Source organism: Psychrobacter sp. 1Y1, from assembly GCF_051847395.2.
GTDB lineage: Bacteria > Pseudomonadota > Gammaproteobacteria > Pseudomonadales > Moraxellaceae > Psychrobacter.
The window spans coordinates 2201544-2221085 of sequence record NZ_JBPYDF020000001.1 but is presented as its reverse complement, the minus strand read 5'-3'; the positions used below and the strand labels follow the sequence as shown (position 1 = coordinate 2221085).

16 protein-coding genes, 1 pseudogene and 1 riboswitch are annotated in these 19542 nt (G+C 42.7%); of the genes and pseudogenes, 12 read left to right on the top strand and 5 right to left on the bottom strand.

Annotation, left to right across the window (positions count from 1 at the left end):
- Nucleotides 1–247: 247 nt before the first annotated feature.
- The 5 genes and pseudogenes from ACS8FA_RS23180 (at nucleotide 248) to ACS8FA_RS23160 (ending at nucleotide 2959) form a co-directional block, all read left to right on the top strand.
- Nucleotides 248–928 carry a glutathione S-transferase family protein gene (locus ACS8FA_RS23180; protein ID WP_101205248.1) on the top strand — a complete coding sequence of 227 codons (681 nt, stop codon included), beginning with the start codon at nucleotides 248–250 and terminating at the stop codon, nucleotides 926–928.
- A 171-nt stretch (nucleotides 929–1099) separates the two neighbouring features.
- Complete coding sequence (locus ACS8FA_RS23175; protein WP_522901997.1) at nucleotides 1100–1321, top strand: helix-turn-helix domain-containing protein; 222 nt, start codon at nucleotides 1100–1102, stop codon at nucleotides 1319–1321.
- Nucleotides 1285–1782 (top strand): annotated as a pseudogene (locus ACS8FA_RS23170) (transposase); the annotation flags it as partial. The gene ACS8FA_RS23175 and the pseudogene ACS8FA_RS23170, both read left to right, overlap by 37 nt.
- Entirely contained in the window at nucleotides 1772–2257 is a 486-nt protein-coding gene (locus ACS8FA_RS23165) for an RNA-guided endonuclease TnpB family protein (protein ID WP_439266781.1), read from the top strand. The pseudogene ACS8FA_RS23170 and the gene ACS8FA_RS23165, both read left to right, overlap by 11 nt.
- A gap of 117 nt (nucleotides 2258–2374) precedes the next feature.
- Entirely contained in the window at nucleotides 2375–2959 is a 585-nt protein-coding gene (locus ACS8FA_RS23160) for a TetR/AcrR family transcriptional regulator (protein WP_101205246.1), read from the top strand.
- Nucleotides 2960–3085: 126 nt separating this feature from the next.
- Here the strand turns inward: ACS8FA_RS23160 and ACS8FA_RS23155 are convergent, their stop codons facing one another.
- Both ACS8FA_RS23155 and ACS8FA_RS23150 read right to left on the bottom strand, forming a co-directional pair.
- On the bottom strand, nucleotides 3086–4003 hold the full coding sequence (locus ACS8FA_RS23155; RefSeq protein WP_439266783.1) for a haloalkane dehalogenase: 918 nt from the start codon (nucleotides 4001–4003) through the stop codon (nucleotides 3086–3088).
- 262 nt (nucleotides 4004–4265) lie between these two features.
- A complete protein-coding gene (locus tag ACS8FA_RS23150; protein WP_439266785.1) occupies nucleotides 4266–5636 on the bottom strand; it encodes a siderophore-interacting protein in 1371 nt (456 codons plus the stop codon).
- Between the two features lie 193 nt (nucleotides 5637–5829).
- Here ACS8FA_RS23150 and ACS8FA_RS23145 point away from each other — a divergent pair, with 193 nt between their 5' ends.
- The 6 genes from ACS8FA_RS23145 (at nucleotide 5830) to ACS8FA_RS23120 (ending at nucleotide 15161) form a co-directional block, all read left to right on the top strand.
- On the top strand, nucleotides 5830–6594 hold the full coding sequence (locus ACS8FA_RS23145; RefSeq protein ID WP_439266787.1) for an ABC transporter ATP-binding protein: 765 nt from the start codon (nucleotides 5830–5832) through the stop codon (nucleotides 6592–6594).
- Nucleotides 6595–6707: 113 nt separating this feature from the next.
- Nucleotides 6708–7619 (top strand): ABC transporter substrate-binding protein, encoded by a 912-nt coding sequence (locus tag ACS8FA_RS23140; RefSeq protein ID WP_439266789.1) that lies wholly within the window; start codon nucleotides 6708–6710, stop codon nucleotides 7617–7619.
- Complete coding sequence (fhuB, locus tag ACS8FA_RS23135; RefSeq protein WP_439266791.1) at nucleotides 7616–9781, top strand: Fe(3+)-hydroxamate ABC transporter permease FhuB; 2166 nt, start codon at nucleotides 7616–7618, stop codon at nucleotides 9779–9781. Before ACS8FA_RS23140 ends, fhuB begins: the two co-directional genes overlap by 4 nt.
- A gap of 201 nt (nucleotides 9782–9982) precedes the next feature.
- A complete protein-coding gene (locus ACS8FA_RS23130; protein WP_439266793.1) occupies nucleotides 9983–11482 on the top strand; it encodes an MFS transporter in 1500 nt (499 codons plus the stop codon).
- A 350-nt stretch (nucleotides 11483–11832) separates the two neighbouring features.
- Nucleotides 11833–14220 (top strand): TonB-dependent receptor, encoded by a 2388-nt coding sequence (locus ACS8FA_RS23125; protein ID WP_102091428.1) that lies wholly within the window; start codon nucleotides 11833–11835, stop codon nucleotides 14218–14220.
- Between the two features lie 190 nt (nucleotides 14221–14410).
- Nucleotides 14411–14578: riboswitch (yybP-ykoY riboswitch) on the top strand.
- Entirely contained in the window at nucleotides 14550–15161 is a 612-nt protein-coding gene (locus tag ACS8FA_RS23120; protein ID WP_439266795.1) for a manganese efflux pump MntP, read from the top strand. It overlaps the preceding riboswitch by 29 nt.
- Nucleotides 15162–16359: 1198 nt before the next feature.
- Here the strand turns inward: ACS8FA_RS23120 and ACS8FA_RS23115 are convergent.
- Both ACS8FA_RS23115 and ACS8FA_RS23110 read right to left on the bottom strand, forming a co-directional pair.
- Entirely contained in the window at nucleotides 16360–16968 is a 609-nt protein-coding gene (locus ACS8FA_RS23115; protein WP_439266797.1) for an Nmad2 family putative nucleotide modification protein, read from the bottom strand.
- 2 nt (nucleotides 16969–16970) lie between these two features.
- Entirely contained in the window at nucleotides 16971–17456 is a 486-nt protein-coding gene (locus ACS8FA_RS23110) for a TIR domain-containing protein (RefSeq protein WP_439266799.1), read from the bottom strand.
- Between the two features lie 174 nt (nucleotides 17457–17630).
- On the opposite strand from ACS8FA_RS23110, the gene ACS8FA_RS23105 reads away from it, so the two are divergent.
- Entirely contained in the window at nucleotides 17631–18308 is a 678-nt protein-coding gene (locus ACS8FA_RS23105) for a dCTP deaminase domain-containing protein (protein WP_439266801.1), read from the top strand.
- Here ACS8FA_RS23105 and ACS8FA_RS23100 read toward each other — a convergent pair.
- Nucleotides 18300–19514 carry an IS256 family transposase gene (locus ACS8FA_RS23100; RefSeq protein WP_439267509.1) on the bottom strand — a complete coding sequence of 405 codons (1215 nt, stop codon included), beginning with the start codon at nucleotides 19512–19514 and terminating at the stop codon, nucleotides 18300–18302. The genes ACS8FA_RS23105 and ACS8FA_RS23100 overlap by 9 nt on opposite strands.
- Nucleotides 19515–19542: the final 28 nt, after the last annotated feature.

Genomic DNA, 19542 nt, shown 5'->3' with positions numbered 1-19542 from the left:
CAAGACTTATCGAAATGGAGCTGATCGACTTCATCCATTGCATGTAGAGAAAATAGTATTGATATGATGCTTATTATATCAATATATAACATTACTTGAACGACCGTTCATTTGCGTTTATAGTGTATGTCAGACAATAAAAATGTGCTTCAAATCAGATGCTTGTTTTTGTTATCTCATTACAATTTTTATAGTTGTCAGCTTTTGTAGTCATTAGACGACTGTCTTCATATAATAGGATAAAGTTATGCTTAAATTTTATTTCCATCAAACGCCAAACCCAATGAAAGTAGCATTGTTTCTTGAAGAAACTGGTCTGCCTTATGAGCTTGTGGCAGTAGATACTCTAAAAGGTGAGCAGCATACACCTGAGTACCGTGCTATCAACCCAAACGGCAAAACACCTGCCCTAGAAGATGATGGCAAACGCGTGTTTGATTCTACGGCTATCTTGATGTATCTTTCTGAAAAAACAGGCAAGCTGGCAGGACAGCCAGAAGATCGTAGCGAGATGCTATCGTGGCTAATGTTTGTAGCATCTGGATTGGGCCCTTTTTCTGGTCAATCTGTTCACTTTAGACATAAAGCGCCAGAAAAAATCCCATATGCAATTAATCGCTACCTTCGTGAGGCTGAGCGTCATTATGAAGTGCTAGATACGCACCTAGAAGGCCGTGAATATATGGTTGGTGATAGCTACTCAATCGCTGATATTTCTACTTGGGGCTGGATTGATAAGGCGACAGTTGTACTAAGCGAAGGCGGCTTGGATAATTATCCGAATCTAAAGCGCTGGTTTGATAGCATTAATGCTCGTCCAGCGGTACAAAAAGCCCGTGACATTCCTAAAGGTATTGATTTCAAAACTGAGTTTGACGACGTTGCTGCACGCGCGCTTTATCCGCAAAACTTTGATAAAAATAGTTAATCGAAGCAAAGAGACTCAATAAGTCTTATAATATAAAAAGTGATTAAAACCAGTAACTAAGGTTGATTCTACAAACTTTGCCTTAAAATAGATTTTAATGACTATGTGCAGAATTCCTCTACCTTTAAAGTAGAGGGATGAGTATATCATTATTTTTTAGTATAGCTTAAGATGTTATCATACCTTATGCCCAAACAAATCTTAAAAGCTTATAAAGTGAGATTATATCCAAATGACGAACAGCAAGTATTCTTTGCTAAATCATTTGGATGTACCCGCTTTATTTGGAATAAGATGTTGTCTGATAAGGTTAATCATTATAAAGCAAATAAAACGATTCTAAACAACACCCTGCTCAGTATAAAAAAGAGTTTGAATGGCTCAAAGAAGTAGATAGCTTAGCGTTAGCTAACGTGCAGCAGAACCTTCGCAGCGCCTATAAAAAGTTTTTCGAACAAGACACAGGCTTCCCTAAATTCAAGAAAAAAGGTATCAAAGACAGCTACACCACTAATAACCAAAAAGGGACGGTTGCACTCACATATAACAGTGTCAAACTCCCCAAAATTGGTCATATCAAAGCAAAAATACATCGCCGCATTAATGGGCTTATTAAAAGTGCCACTATCAGCGCAACCCCATCTGGTAAGTACTTTGTCAGCCTATTGGTTGAAACAGTAGTGGAGCCGCTACCAAAGACTTATTCTAATATAGGCATTGATTTAGGATTGACCAACTTTATTGTCTTATCAGACAGTACTAAAGTTGCTAATCCTAGGTTTCTATCGAAGCTGAAAGACAAGCTTGCGCGTGAGCAAAAGATTTTAGCCAAACGTAGAGAGGTTGCTAAATAAGCTGTCAGACAGTCGTAATTATCAAAAGCAAAAAGCTAAAGTCGCGAAGATTTACGAAAAAATAACCAACCAGCGTCTTGATTTTCTACATAAACTCTCATTCAATATCATCAAAAACCACGATGTCATTGCTATAGAGGACTTGAACATTAAAGGGATGGTTAAAAACAGAAAGCTTGCCAAAGCTATTAACGCTAGTTCATGGTCAGTCTTTACAATTATGCTTGCTTATAAAGCAGAATGGTATGACAAAGCGCTTGTGAGAATAGACCAATGGTATCCGTCATCTAAAACATGCTCAGGCTGTGATTATGTCCTTGGCAAAGATGACCTTAAACTCAGCGATAGATTATGGGACTGCCCAAGGTGTCTACAGACCCATGATCGAGACATCAATGCCAGCATCAATATCTTAAATCAAGGATTGATATTGGTTAAACAATCAAAAACTGTCGGTGCGATAGGGTTAGCTTAGTAAATTCGCTTAACCGCTGATACAGAATAGCGTATTAAGTAAGAGCGTTACCTAAGAAACCTCTACCTATAAGCAAGGTAGTGGATAGTTCATGGCAAAGATATTAAGGTGAAAATTATGAGTGCTCCGATAAAGTTCAATCGTGAGGATGTGATCGAAAAAGCAAAAAATCTCTATTGGGAAAAAGGCTATCACGCGACATCAATGCGCAATTTGCAAGATGTGGTAAATATGCATCCAGGTAGTATTTATGCAGCTTTTGGTAGTAAAGATAAACTATTTACAGAGTCACTGAATCGCTATGCCGCAGATGGTGCCAAGAGATTGGCCGACTGTATTGAGCAAAAAGACACAGTGTTAGATGGCTTAAAACATTTTATCCATACAGTGATTGTTTGTAATAGCGCTACTGCGCCTAGTGGTATGTGCATGATCGTCAAGACAGTCGCTGAGCTTACTCAAAACGATAGTCCAGATTTGCTCGCACATGCAACGAATATATTGGAAGGTATAGAGGCGTCGTTTGCCGTGCTCTTTGGACAAGCCATTGATAGCGGTGAGATTAGCGCAGAGAAAGACCCAGTTGAGCTGGCGCGTTATTTCCAAATTCAAATTATAGGTCTTAGAACTTATGCGCAGGTTACTAACGACAATGATGCGGTAGAGAAGTATATCGATGATATTTTTAAAAATATCGTATAGTAAGGCTGTATAAAAAGTAGATTTTTTAGTTATGACAGCTCGCGCCTTTTGTCGTTGACCAATTATCACGGCATTACTAAAAACCCTGATTGCTAGTACATTAGCAGTCAGGGTTTTTGTTATCTATTACTGTGCTTTCGGATTGTCATTAATGAATGTTAATAGAAGCTCAGCCAGCGCTTCGCCTTGGTCTTCTTGCAGGAAATGACCGCCATTAACAATAGTCGTATGATTTTGGCCTTTGGTACCCGGAATTAGCTTTTGCATGATGCGATCGCCGCCACCAGTCACTGGGTCGGAATCACTAAACAATGTGATAAATGGCTTGCTCCATTTGCTTAGCACGACCCAAGCTGCTCGGTTGTTTTCTGAAGCAGGATCATCTGGTGTCGTGGGCACTAGGATAGGAAACTGTCTAGCACCTTCTTTATAGGACTCATCAGGGAAGGGTGCATCGTAAGCATCCAGTACGGCTTGAGACAATGTTGTTGTGGTACCGCTTTTAATGGTGCCTGCTACATTGAACTGCGGCGTCTCTTGAGAGAACTTCTGCCACTTGCGAAAACCTTCGCCAGGATCATGATCCCCAGTCGGTAGCATTGTATTACCTGCTGCGACGCGATCGAATTTATCAGGATGCGCTGCTACTAAACGTAGACCGATTAAACCGCCCCAATCTTGACAAAACAGTGTTATATTTTTTAAATCTAATTGATCAAGCACCGATTGCATCCAATCGACATGGCGCTGATAAGTGTAGTCAGCACGCGATGCAGGTTTGTCTGAACGTCCAAACCCAGGAAGGTCTGGCGCGATAACACGGTGTCCTGCTGCTGTTAGTATGGGAATGACTTTGCGGTACAGATAAGACCAAGAAGGCTCACCATGTAATAATAAGATAGGATCAGCGTCGCTTGGACCTTCATCAAGGTAGTGTACGCGCAGCTCGCCACCTTCTGTATCATCGACCATCAAATAGTTCGGTTCAAAATCGTAATCTTGCAAGTTAGCAAAACACGAGTCAGGTGTCCTAAGTTTTTTCATACATCATCCTTGGGTTAGAAAAATAACAGTGCATTCTGGCACAGGTGTTAGACAGTCTATTAAAAATGAGTCTCTAAGTGCTACTCGACTATCACTGGTAATCCTAGCGATAAAACTATCTGCCGATATACTATGTTGATTAAACGTTCAAAATGAAAACTATACCCTACATGCATTCGTTGCTGCAAACATTAATAGTGGATGCGTCAGTAGCATCCACTATATATAGGATAGGTTTTGAGTTTCATTTTATAAGGCTAATCTAATCGTGACGCCAGTAGACCTTTACCACGACATCGGTACGACTTAGCTCAAGTCGGTCTTTCAGCAATGGGCGCAATGCTTTGGCAGTATTTGCTTCTAGCGCCCCCCAAACTTTATCAATCTGTAGAGGATTGTCAGTCAAATAGTCGCCTAACTCTCTGTCAATTAGCGTGGCTAACTCTGCCCCTGAGTTTGGTTGATTGGTTACTATAGGCAATACGGTAAAGTGGTTATCCTCGCGGCTTTCAGTATCGCAATCATTATTAGTGTCACTGTCACTATTGCTATTGCTATTGCTATTGTCATTACCAATGTTATCAATGCCACTGCGTATTTTTACAGTATCAAAATAACTTTGATCGTCTGCATTTTGTGTCACACAAATGACTAATGGTGGCGTAGGGTTGTTCCATAGCTCCAGCAGTCGTGCAGCTGTTGGCATTGAGGTCTCATCGACAATCAGTACCGCTTGCCCGTCTCGTAAGTGCTCTACCTTTTCTGGAAACTCTCGTTTTGTGACAACGGTCTCGCCTGCTTGCAGTGCTGCTGCCCAGTTGCCGCCCGGCGTATCCCCATGCAAAAAAACATCAACCCATGCTCGTATTCCATCATCAGCTTGCCATGCTTTTCTCAAAGTGTAATAGCAGTGAGGACGAGCAGGGCGTAAGTTCTCCTTCTCGCTACCATTAGTTTTATAGTCACTAGCTTTATTGCCATTAGATTTATTGTCATCAGTGCTGTCAGTAATCAATGCATTGGCCATTGCATTGTGCTCTAAATCAAACAAGTAAGCGTAACCCGCTTCGTTGGTAGGTACTGACGTCGAGCTTGTGACGCCCTTAGCATTACTTAACTGAGCGGTATTATTTAATGGCGTATCACTATTTAATGACGGCATGCTCAATTCAAGGCGCAGCATATTTTTGCTGACTCTATAACTATTTTTCATATCAAATACTTGCTTGGTCAGTTTGATTGTTTTTTTGCCTAGCTTTTTATCTGCTCTTTGTTTTAGCAAGATATATTGGGCTTGCAAATCATCAAGCTGGGAGATGGGGGCGGCAAAATCGATAAAGAAATTCTGGTCATGAAGCGAGGTATTGTGAGTGCCAGCTGGTTGAATCTCTGAGCTTTTTAGACAAGTCTGTATAGCAATACCTTCAACATAAATATCAGTTATTTGCGCATCGACCAGATCCAATTCGGCGGTAGATAATGAGGTAAATGCACTCAAAAATCCAAGCAGTTCGTCAAGGTGCTCTTCATTAATATGAGCGACCACACTTGCTATTTCAGGATCGTTTAGGGAAGTGTATTGGCTGTTTTGGTTATCAGTGTTTTCTGTAGTAGCTAAAAGAAGGTTGGTCATATAAATACTCGCAATCAACAGAGCGTTGAAATTAAAGTGAATGAGTTTATGGTTAATGATAATTGTTTTTGTTATCATTTACGAGTAAAATCAATTTTTATTGTGGTTTGATCGTCAAAAATTGGTCTACAACCGATGGCCGATGAACCATCATTTTTATGACATATTATTTTTATCAACAATGAGTGCTTATATGCTACGTGCAAACCAGCTGACTATCAGCCGTCAAGGAAATACTCTATTAGACAAAGTGACTTGTGAGATTGATACCAATCAGCTGGTGGCTCTGGTTGGGCATAATGGGTCTGGCAAGTCGACCTTGATCAAAGCGCTAGCGGGTGAGATGGCAAGTAGTAGCGGCAATGTCACTTTAGATGAGCACAGTATCAATGACTATGGCAGTAAGGAATTAGCGCGGCAAATGGCATATCTGCCGCAGCAATTGCCAGAAGCTGCTGGATTTACTGTGCGTGAACTGGTTATGTTGGGACGGTATCCGCATCAAAAATGGCTACAAAAGCCCACCCAGATTGATAAAGATAAAGTGGCACAAGCATTAAAAGTGACTCAAACCGAAGCCTTCGCTGATCGAATCACGGCCACGCTGTCAGGTGGTGAGCGCGCTCGTGCTTGGCTTGCCATGTGTCTGGCACAGGATACCCGTTATCTGTTGCTCGATGAGCCACTTGCTGCGCTTGATATGCATTATCAAATCGAGGTCATTCAGCTCATTCGTCGTTTGGTGGATGAGCAAGGATTAAGCGTGGTAATTATTATCCATGATATTAATCTGGCCGCTCAATATGCCGATCGAGTCATCGCGCTGAAAAATGGCCAAATATGTCACAACGGCGATATCGCCAGTACCATGCAACCTACCGTGCTACACGATATCTTTAATGTCGATATGCAGCTACTCAGTCATCCTATTACTGGACAGCCTGTCGCAGTCGCTTAACGTTTGGTTTTTGCTCCTTCTTTTTAATTCGCCTACAAAGATACGCTTCTATGCCTCCCGTTTTTTATACAGATAAATTATCAAAACATCCAATGGTTACGTCAGTATCAGTAATGACAACACTAAAATGGTTCGCCCTCGCATTGTGCTTGGTATTGACGGCCTGTAATAGTCAGACATCCACTACCTCAGAAGCAGAAAACAGTCATAGCGATAGGATGAATATCGTGTCTCCCGACTGGGGTAATGCAGCGACTTTAATAGCGATGGGGCATGCACCAATTGCGACAGGTGATGTTAGGGTTTGGGACAGATGGGTGGGTAGCCCTAAACTGCCAACATCGATAACAGACTTAGGCATCCGCTATCAGCCCAACGCTGAGCTAATCGCTCAACTGCCTGTCGATATGGTCATAGATAATTATTTTTATGAGCATGCACGCAATTTATATGGCGATGTCCCTGCGGAATCTGTAATGTCTGCGGCAAAAGGAGAGACAGCAACGTGGGATGACTATACCGAACCGACGCGGGAGCTTGGCGTACTGATTGATAATCCGAAGATGGCTGAAGACTATATTGTACAAAGTCAAAAAGACATACAGCTGGCCAGTCAGCAATTTCAGCAGCGCTATCCAAAAGCCAAGAAATTCGCAGTGGTACAGTTTGCAGATGCCAATAACATGCGTATGTATGTGGCAAATAGTTTATTTCAGCCTGCGCTAGAGCAGATGGACAGAGAGCTTGTGGTATTGGGCAATGGCAATCAGTGGGGGTTTGTGCCAATACGAATGGGAGATTTGGCGCAACTAGATGATGAGACTTGTCTATTAATTATCGATCCACTAAGCCCAATTACTAGAGCTGAAATTGATGACAGCTTGATTTGGCAGCGCCTGGGTTATGGTAATACCCGCTGTGTGGGAGAGTTACCACCAGTATGGATTTATGGCGGGATGTCATCATTGGTTAGCTTAGCAAACAACTTGTCAGAAGTTTCATTAAAAGGCGGGGAAGTACTATGAGCGCCAATGCAGATACTCACAACAACCAAAACAATAATATCAATAACCACACCGACAGTGCTCATCCAATGACATTAGCTTCTCAAGCAGCAACAGTTCCAAAACCCTCATCAACGTCATCGAAACAGTCATCACCACTGAATCAGCCACCGAATCAACCCAATTCTCAAACTTCCTTGTTTGCCAATTTGTCTTGGCGACTATGGACCATGCTCATCGGACTAGCGGCTTTGTCGTTATGGAGTAGTTGGGCGCTGTTAGATCAACAGTGGACGCGCCCAGTCAGTGACTTGCTTATACCAAGCTCGCAATTGGATATTGCCAGTATGGCGATACAGCTGCATCTAGTGGCGACCAGCGTGGTGGCGTTGTTGGCTGGCGGGCTATTAGGCGTGGTCAGTATTTTACTACAGCAATTGGTAAAAAACCCACTCGCATCAGATACGACGCTAGGGGTGGGTGTTGGTGCACAGTTGGCCATGCTCATCGTCACTTTGTTTTTGCCTAGCTTAGCTATTTATGGCGGACTTTATGTGGCCTTTGTAGGGGCTATCATCAGTATGGGTCTGGTCTTTGCCTTATCAGCACCCAGTCGATTTAATCCATTGATTTTGATATTGGCCGGTTTGGTGGTCAATATTTTGCTGGCGGCCGTAGCCAATGTACTAGTGCTATTTTTTGCTGAGCGTAGCAATGGCATGTTGTCATGGGCGGCTGGGTTTTTGGCACAAAATAGCTGGCATACCAGTATCGCGCTAGTTATCACTGCTATTTTGATGGCGGTCGTATGTCTGCCATTACTAAAACCATTAACGCTGATGAGTCTAGATGACACGCAGGCAAAACGTCTGGGTGTACCTATTAATGGGATTCGCGCACTTGTTGTGTTGATTGTGGCAATTGTGACTGCTTTAGTGATTAGTGAAGTTGGCTTGATTGGTTTTATTGGTCTTGGTGCGGCAAGTTTGGTCAATGCGCTAGGTATTTCTGCTATTGGTAAGCGTTTGGCTACTGCTTTTGGGTTGGGGGCGCTGCTGTTGTTGTTGACCAGTAATGTCGCGTTACTGCTTGAGCCGTTACTTGATATGCAGATTCCAGCTGGTGCCATGACAGGTATCTTGGGTGCACCGCTGATTATTTGGCTGATTTTGCGTCAGCGTCGCGAGCGGATAGAGACAGTGACACCGATGCTTGCAGGTAAGCATACATCCATTGCCTTTTGGCGATGGGGCGTTGGCGTGCTCGCTATTATCATGTTTGCCTGTTTATTTGTACAAGATATCAATGGTTGGGGGTTAAGTACGGACTGGGCGCTTACGCAGCAGTACCGCTTACCTCGCAGTTTGAGCGCTGCGGCCACAGGCTTGATGTTGGCAGTCGCCGGTGTGCTACTGCAAACCTTAACGCGTAACCCTATGGCCAGTCCTGAGGTGCTAGGTGTCAGTTCAGGTGCTGCATTGGGGGTTATTTTAGGGTTTTTATTATTACCAAGTTTAGGGCTATCTGCGGGAGCAGGGACGTTGCTGGTTTCAGGACTGTCAGGAGCGATGGCCGTGCTGCTATTGATTATTTGGCTGGCACGCAGGGTCAGCTCAGGTTATTTATTGTTAGTAGGTATAGGCATTGCCGCCATGATGGATGGGGTGATGCATATGGTCAAGCTCTCGGGAGATCCACGTCTAGAAGCAATGCTCAGCTGGTTATCAGGGACGACTTACAGTGCGCAGCCCAGTACAGTATGGTATCTCATTGGCATTGCCGCTATCTTATTTATACTCAGTCTACTGCTGATTAAGCCTTTGCGCGTTCTTGGACTAGGTACAGGTGTGGCGCGTAATTTAGGTGTGGCAGTTACGCCAGTGACTTTGTCGTTATTGGCATTAGTAGCAGCACTTAGTACGGCCAGCACGCTTGCCGTTGGCCCATTGAGCTTTATTGGTTTGATGGTGCCGCATTTGGCTACTTCACTGGGAGCTGTGAAGCTTGAACGACAATTGCCACTAGCTGCACTTTTAGGGGCAGGGGTAATGGTGATAGCGGATTGGATTGGCCGTTATGTTATTTTCCCTTATGAGCTGCCAGCTGGTACGATTGCTGCCATTATCGGTGGTGGGTATTTCTTATGGCTCATTCGTAAGGTACCAGCCTCAGCAAATAGATAGCTCATGTCTGCAAGCATTGAATGGCCGACAATTTTTACTTCATTCAGCATAGACCTATCGAACCTTACTTGATCAGCAGTTTGATAAGAATAACGATGTTAAGTTTCAGCTAGATTGGATGACGTGCTTGGCAGGCTAGCAAAATAATAACTAGGAACAAGTCATGCCGACCATCACCCAATTTTATGGTGCCACTGCTTAATGAGCAACGCCCCTATAAATAAAGCCCCTATAAACAAGGTATCTACAAATGAGTCTTCTATAAACGAAACCTCTCAGAGTAGTAGTGATGGCTTGAGCAACAAACAAGTACAGCAGGTATTACTGACGCTATTACTCGGCGGTACGGTTGTCAGCTTTAGCAATAGTGCGCTTAATCCAGCCATTCCTGTTTTTATGTCGGTGTTTGATGTCGATATTGTGATGGGCGGCTGGGTGCTAAATGCTTATGTCTTGGCCATGAGTGTGGGGCTGATGCTGAGTGGCTACTTAAACAAAAAGTTTCCTTTTAAGCATGTTTATTTGGCGGCAATTTTTGGATTTATGTTGGGCTCAGTTATTGGCATGCTGGCGTCTAGTATGAGCTTTGTCATTATTGCTAGGGCTATACAAGGACTGAGTGGCGGTCTGATTATCCCGCTGTCTATTGGTATGCTGTATCAGATTTATCCGCTGCAGCAGCACGGCAGAGTAATGGCGCTATGGGGCATTGTTATTATGATGTCATTAGCGTTTGGCCCTTTGGTCGGTGCTTACTTGGTTGAGCAGTTTGCGTGGTGGACACTGTTTGCCATTACGTTGCCACTTAGTATGGCGGTCATGGCGATGGTATGGCGGCTAATACCTGACATGCGCTCACATGATCAAGAAACCCCTTTCGATATCATCGGGTTTATCAGTTTGCTTGTTTGGCTGCTTGCGATGATGGTTTGGCTGAGCACGCTGAAAATAGATTTTACTGGCGGGCTACTCAGCAGTGACGGATTATTAAAGATAGCCACGTTGGGTTTATTATCTATTGGATTTCTACTGTCTGCGATGGTTTGGTGGGCATATGAGCGGCGTCAGCGTCATCCGTTATTGAACGTGCGCTTGTTTAACAATAAGACCTATTTGCACAGTAATATCATTAGCATTAGCCAAACAGTCGGTTTGATGTTGTGTCTCTTGCTATTGCCCGTGTTAATCCAAGACGTGATGGGCGAGAATGCCTTATGGACAGGTGTTGTCCTGATGGTCGCGACGATCGTGGCCAGTATCACCACGCATTACGCTGGCAAGATGGTAGATAAGCAAGGTGCCAGAGGGATTGGCATCGTAGGAATTGCGATTAGTGCGCTGTCTACCTTAATGCTGGCATGGTGCTTGTATCAGCCCACGCTTTGGCTATTAATACTAATTATGAGTGTGCGAGGTATTGGGGTAGGTTTGGCTTACCTGCCAACCACAACGGTAGGGTTTAGCAGCTTATCCAAAGACGCGGTCACTGAGGGAGCAGCCCTTAATAACATCAGTCGCCGTATCATCTCTACTATATTTATCACGCTGTCCACCATTTATATAGACAGTCGAGGTGCGCAGTTATTAGCAGCAGGTAGTAGTGACAGCACGGCGAGCGCTATCCAAGAAATACTGGTGATCATCGCGGTGCTTTTATTATTCACGATTCCTTCAGCGTGCAAATTACCCCGCGCGCCATAACGATCAACTTCATAGTTGGGCAGCATGTAGATTACCGGTGTCAATGACGATCTGCTTGAAGGCTTATCCCTTTTATCTATTTATTTGAACAAACTTTGAGACAAGCCGCTTATGTCACTGTCTAACCATTTCGCCAAATTTACCAAAGAAACGGACGGTAATTGCAGTAAGTCAGTCAACATGGTCACTCGCTACTTATAAAAACCTATTTGTAAATACTTATAGAAATAAAAATCATTATCATTTAGAATGTCATTCACAAAGTTAGTACATACAGTATTATTTGCTAAATATAACGCGTATCACTGTCCACCTATCCAACTAAGTGAAATAACCTAAGTGAAGTAATTATGAAAAGCCACCATCATGTTGCTCTATCTCTTCTTACCCTTTGTATCAGCCAGCAGTTATACGCCCAAACTAATACCAATTCAGTGCAAAGTGCATCAGGTGTGCAGGCCACCGCTGCGGCGACCCCGAATGCATCATCAAGCGATGTACCTAGTGTGACTTTAGATGCTATTACAGTTAGTGCCAATGCCAAAACAGGCACAGCGCTGGCACAGAAAATCAGTGAAATGCCTGCTGTCACGCAAGTGATTTATGAGGCGGACATTCAGGCGCAGGCGACAGGTAACCGCACGGTTGGGGACATCTTAGCCCAGCTCGTGCCCAGCCTTGGCGTGAGCAGCGGCTCGGTTAGTAACTACGGCACGACCATGCACGGGCGTCCTGTACAGTATTTGCTAAATGGCGTGCCATTATCTGGCTCGCGCAGTCTGTCACGCGAGCTAAACAGCATCGACCCTGAGCAAATTGAGCGCGTCGAAGTGCTCTCAGGTGCGACCAGCATCTATGGCGCGGGGGCAGCCGGCGGTCTGATTAATATTGTGACCAAATCGACGGCAGGCTATGGCTTGACAAGACAGACGCGCCTTGGCATCAACAGCAGCCGCGAGTTTAAATCCGACTCGCTCGGCTATCATGTGGGACAAAGCATCGGCTACGGCGGCGAGCGCGTGTATGGTAATGTCGATGTAGACTACGAGACCACAGGTGGCAAGTTTGACAGTCATGGCGACCGCATCAGCCCTGATGCCAACCAAACCGACAACCAAGACACCGATACTATCAGCGTCAACGCCAACCTTGGCTTTGATATTAGCGATACCAAAACCATGAATCTTGCGGCGACTTATTATGACAGCGAGCAAGATACCGATTATGGCGTCGATTACGGCAATGATCTGTCTGTACTGCTAGTAAAAGGTACTATACCGTCACTACGTGCTATCGATGGCGCCAATATCGAAAACCAGCCCTACAATACCAAAAGCTCGGTCAACCTAAACTACAATGACAGCGACTTTTTGGGTTCTAACTTAAGTCTGACAGGCTATTACCGTGACGAAAAGGCGCGCTTTTATCCGTCAGGAAAGCTTTTTAACAAACAAGCCCAAGAGGTATGGGTAAATAATGGCTTGACGGATGAAACAACCTTAGGAAAATTATTGGCTGCATCGGCTGTGGTTACTCAATCAGAAGCGGACATTGAGGTGATGGGATTGCGCGCCGCTATGCAGACTGAAACCGATGTTATGGGTAAAAATACCTTGTTCAGCTATGGCGCGGACTTTGAACGTGAAGAGAGTGAGCAGACCTATTATGGCCAAGACCTGACTACCTTCCTTGCAAGTAATGGCTTGACTTCAACAAGTAATGGTCTGAGCTATAACGGCGGACCAAAAACCACTATCGATAAATGGGGCGCGTTCGTCAATGCCGATGTGGATATGACCGACAAATGGCACACCAGCGCTGGCGTGCGCTATCAAAACATCAAATCGGATACCGACCGTTTTGTGCCCATTTATGAACAGCTATTGGCGGATTATTTTGCGACCAATGGCATCAGTGATATTGCTGACGCTTACGGTATTGATTACGAAGCAGGCGCGGTTGAGGCGGGTAGCAGTAAGCACGACAAAGTACTGTTTAACCTTGGTACCAGCTATCAGTTGACCGATGACGACCAAGTCTTTGCTAACTTCTCGCAAGGCTTTACCACGGCTGACGTGCAGCGCGCCTTACGTGACGTGCGCGCTGGATTTGTGGTCAACTCAGACAATATTCAGCCCATTTCTATCAATAACTACGAGCTGGGCTGGACAGGTACGCGCGGTGATACCAGCGCAAAGGTTAGCGGTTTTTATAACGACTCAGACAAAACCGTGCGCTTTACCAACGACTATACCGTCGAAGTCGTCGATACGGACGAACGTATTTACGGCGCTGAAGCCTCGCTCACGCATGATTTAAACAAAGACTGGCAAGTAGGCGGCAGTGTTGCTTATACCCGCGGGCAATACAAAAAAGACGGCGACTGGCTGGAGCTGGATGCAGTACGCCTGACGCCACTCAAAGGCACGGCATACGCGCAGTATAACTTTAGCGAAGGCAGTAACATTCGCTTGCAAGCGCTGGCAGTCGGCGGTAGCGACAAGGCTTATAAAGACCAACAGAACGACCCAGACGCGAGTGCGCAGCCATTGACAGGCTATGCGACCTTTGATGTGCTTGGGCAAGTCAAATTACCTGTCGGACGTATGGGCTACGGCGTGTATAATATCTTAAACAAAGACTATCAGACCGTGTATCATCAAACGACCTTTGGCGATTTAAACCGCTTACCTGCTTCAGGGACAACTTACGGCTTGAGCTATACCGTGGATTACTAAAAAGCGTCACGCATTAAAAAACCCTTCATGCTATGAAAATTTAGCGTGAAGGGTTTTTTAATGTTCATAACTCTCTAAATCATTCATCTGCTCCAAGAGTATTTGCTAGCGTTTCCAACTTCACGCTTTATCAGGTGTAAAATTCTTCTTTAGTATTTTATGATTGACTTATAGCGTATCAATGCTAATCTAAGCACTCTTTGGGGAGTAGCCTGCTTTCGTACTGCGAAAGCGTTCGTATCAACATACTTGGCCACATGCCATGGTGCGAACACCTCTCGGTTGGCGAGACCATCGATATATCTACACTGCAGGTCGGGGGTGTGGCTATGTCGTGGACTCTATACTCGACCAGAGAAAATCACATGAATCCTATCGCACTTCTATTACTTGCTTTTTCTATGTCTACGGATGCCTTTTCTGTGGCAATCAGTAAAGGAGCAATTCTTAAAAACCCTCGTTTTACCGAAGCCTTCAGAATGGGTGTTATTTTTGGCACCATTGAAGCGATCACGCCGATTATTGGTTGGTTAATTGGTCACTCTGCCACATCCTTTATAGATGCGTCTTTTATTGAGGCATGGGATCATTGGGTCGCGTTTGTCATACTTTTTACGCTCGGTCTGCACATGCTGTATGAGGGACTGAAGCCAAGTGATGAAACGGCAGAAGTGCTATCGAGACATTCTTTTTTCAAACTTGCTTTGACTGCATTTGGTACCAGCATCGATGCCATGGCTGTCGGTGTGAGCCTAGCATTTGTAAAGGTCAATATTTTGCTGGCGGCAGGTCTAATTGGTCTAGCGACTACGATAATGGTCACTCTAGGGGTGATGTTAGGAAAGGTGTTGGGCTCCATAATCGGTCACAGAGCTGAAATATTTGGTGGTGTGATGCTAATTGCAATCGGTACATGGATTTTATTCAGCCATCTTCAATGATTATATACAAACTGTCTACTACGAACAGATAGTCATTACGTGTATAGATCTGTTACTGACTTGTAGAGGCAAAGCACTTGTTTACCTAAGAAAAGCCTATCTATATTAATAGTTAGGCTTTTTGGGTCCAAAACTAGCACATTACGCTGTAGCGGCTCGCAAGAGGTCTGAAAAAAATCAGCACTACAAAACTATCAATAATTATCCGCTGTCAGCGAAGAGGCTTGAATAAAGTGCCTATACCTATGCTTATACACATAGTTGTTATTTACTAAAAAAACAACAGACAATAAAAAAGACCTCCAATCTCTTGAAGGTCTTTTTTATTAATACTTAAATATGGTGGGCCCAGTATCAACCATTCTTTGTTTTTAAGTAATTGATATAAAAAGTTATTATGTGAAAATAAATTCCTTATACCAACAAATATACCAACAATATAAGTGAGTAATCACCTAATGGAATAACCAGATTTATAAATCAATAATCTGTAAAAAATATTGTTACTTATTGTACTATCAGTGTTTTTATGTACTTGTTAAGCAATTTAATGAAATACATTATAATGATATATCAATATCAAAGCATGATTAAAGACAGAGGAATAATCACATGAAGTGAATTACTTGATAGTTGGAGTCTTAGCTCATTAAGCCTTACAACAGGTTTTCTAAGTATGGAGTGGCAACCCAATTAAAAGGATAAACAGCGTGCTTGGGAGTTATATGTAGAATTACTAACAAGTATTGCTACCTAGCAATTATAAAAAAATCATGGAGACGAATTAACTGCTCTGAAGAATATCTACTCTTTATTTCAAACGACACGAGACATTCTAAAAACTAATGGAGGGCAATGTAAAGAACTTACTAAAATCTCTATAGTAGTATTGAACCAAGTGTACGACCATTCACTGCGAAATGGCACGAGTACACTATTTCTTGTGAACTGTCTTCAGAGCTTCGCCAAGAATTCCGAGTGGACTTGGTTGAACTGCAAAAAATATTAATCAATTATACGAATTTATTAGCTGATATGGCTGGCATGGAAAACTTGACTAGAATGGAAGAAAACGAATTTAGAATGTTCTAGTCATACTATTTTAGCTTGATATATGCGTTTTAATGATAATTTTCAGAGTTATAATTTACTGAAATTTTATCATTCAACACACACGTCTATATTGTTGAACTACACATCAATAGTGATCTTTCCAATTGATAGGATCGCCATGTATGCCTGTTTTATGATTATCTTTTAACCATTTAACAAAAGCTTCTACAACACCCTGTGACCTATTTAAGTACTCCATATCACGACTTTTAGGACAAAGTTCTATAAGATCTTCTGGTACTTTAGGAGCATTTTCACCGAAGTAATAAAATTCTTGGGAAACAAGTACATACTGTCCACCTGTATCTCTTTTCAAATGATCTTCGTTAGTTAATCCCTGATCTAATGAATGAGCAGAATCTTCCTGAATCCATTCTTCGTTATTAGCGTCTTGGTGGTATATATTATCGCCATATATTTTAACTAGACTACCTTCAATTATAGGCTTTTTACTTTCAAATCTTTCATCTTCCCAATACTCATTAAATGTGAGCTTTTCCTCCACTTTCATCGCATAAATAAGATGGTTAGTATTACCTAGAGCTTCACTTCCAGTACCTATAACCCAATCACCGATAGACAGGTTTCTATTGCGTCTGATAGAAGACTTACAGACAGCTAATGTACAAAAGTTATGGAAAGGGTTAGGTGCTAGACCTAAATCATGCTCAACTTTATAAGAAAAAATATTCATATTTAACAACTCACTCTTTGAATTTTGTATAGGGGTTCGCTTTCGGTTCCATCTGAATTTTCGAACGAAGCTTTATCACTTGCAATCGCATTGCCTATATCATCAGTTGAATTCCAGCCTATAATTGAGTCGGCATATTTTTCTAAATTTTCGGGAAGCTTAGTATCAACTGCGCACCCATGTTTATAAACACCAATAATTTTCTTACCCATCGATACAGCTTGTTCAATTTCATAATCTACCCATGGGCGCGTATGCGTTCTTTTACCAATCAAACAAACAAATGTACCAGACCATGTGATTTTTTCTTTTAACATTTTCCTAATAGCTTGATCATTTTCAGAGCTTTTTTCGTTGTTGTGCTTAGTACTGTCTACAGAACTATTGCGAATATCGTAGCCTTTGTCTTTCAAACGTTGCTTTAATTTCTGAACATTATCATCATCTTTACCATAGTGGCTTATAAAAATATTGCTTTTCTTACTCATATCAACCTCCTATAACGATACATCTATTAGTTTACATAAGTATCTTAATAAATAACTATAAATCTAAAAATTGTTTATACTATGAATACATAGTAACGATATAGATACAGATCATCAATTATATTCGAACATTATTTTATAAACAAATATTCATCCTTACAGTTTGAGAAAAACATGAGTTTTTTAGGTAGAGAAGATCTGAGAAGGGAATTGAAAACGATCATTCCACTTCATAATAAGAATAATATTGACAGCAATAAATATGAGCTATCACTCGGTCACTCATACTCAGCATCAGATAGTAAACATGAAGTTTTGAAAGCTAAGAATGGACAGATAATCATTAATCCAGGACAGTTTTGTTTCTTAGAAACTCAAGAAAATATTAAGATGCCGAATAACTTAATGGCATTTATTTCAATCAAGGCAGGCATTAAATTTAAAGGATTAGTCAATATATCCGGCTTTCATGTAGACCCTCATTTCGAAGGGAAGATTGTATTTTCAGTGTTAAACGCTGGACCTAGTCCTATAAATCTAACGGTAGGAAAACCTTTGTTCCAAATTTGGTTCGCAGAGCTTAAAAGTATATCTGAAGGTTATAATGGTAAACACCAAAAACAATCTGGAGTCACTGGAGACCTAATAAATAAGCACATGACAGGAAGTGACAATGCCTCTCCAGCTCAACTACAGAAACAGATTAATGAACTTGATAAAAAGTACGACAAGTTACTAGCTTACGCTATGGTAGTAGGTGCTATACTTACTATTTTCACAGGGTTGATAATTAAGATTATACCAGTAGTATCGAGACCATCCCAGATTCTGTGTAACTGCCATTTAGATTAAATGCTTACTGATGCGATCATCAAACATAATCATAAAACGATTCAGAGCAGACGTCCAGTTACGGATTGGCATCGACCACTTTTTAGACGCCTGCTGGGTGGCTAAGTACACCACTTTGAATGCTGCCTGATCAGATGGGAACACCTTACGCTTATTCACTGCCGTCCGAATCACACTGTTTAGCGACTCTATCGCATTGGTGGTATAAATCACTTTTCTGATGTCTTTCGGATACTCAAAGAACACCGTTAAGCCCTCCCAGTTATTGCGCCAAGACTTGACCACGTGCGGGTAATCTTTGCCCCAAGTCTCATCAAAGTGCTCAAGATTGGCCTCTGCCATCTCAAGGGTATCAGCGCCGTAGATGGCCTTTAAATCAGCCGCTACGGCCTTTTTATCCGTCCACGGCACAAACTTCATTGAATAGCGCACCATGTGTACGATACACAGCTGAACCTGTGCCTTTGGATAGACGGTGTTAATGGCATCAGGGAAGCCCTTTAGACCGTCAACACAAGCGATTAAGATGTCTTGTACGCCACGGTTTTGAAGCTCGGTAAGAACACCTAGCCAGAACTTAGCGCCTTCATTCTCTGAGAGCCACATACCAAGCAGCTCTTTTTTACCGTTAAGGTTAACGCCTAGGGCTAAGTAAATGGCTTTGTTGATGATCTGCTTGTCTTGACGTATCTTCACGACGATGCAGTCTAGATAGACGATAGGATAAACACTGCTCAGCGGCCGGTTCTGCCAAGCAGTAATGTCCTCTAATATGTTATCGGTGACTCTTGAGACAAGAGAGCTTGAAATGTCGACATCGTAGAGCTCTTTAATGCTCTCTACGATCTCAGTGGTGGTTTGACCCTTGGCGTAAAGGAATATGATTTTATCATCGAGACCTGAGATACGGGTTTGATGCTTACTAACGAGTACAGGCTCAAAGCTGCTATCACGGTCTCTTGGGGTAGAGATTTCAAGATCGCCTGTATCACTGCGGACGGTCTTTTTAGTGTGTCCGTTGCGCTTGTTTGGTTTATCTGCTTTCTCATGCTTGGGGTAGCCGAGATGGTCTTCCATCTCGGCTTCAAGTGCGGTGTCGATAAAAGATTGCATGAGCTGCCTCTGAAAGTCTTTGATGTCATCGAAGCTGTTCATGCTACCAGCCATTTGCTCGGCCAGTTTTTTAATGTCAGATTGAGTAGTCATTGCTTATTCTCCTGTTAATGGATTATAA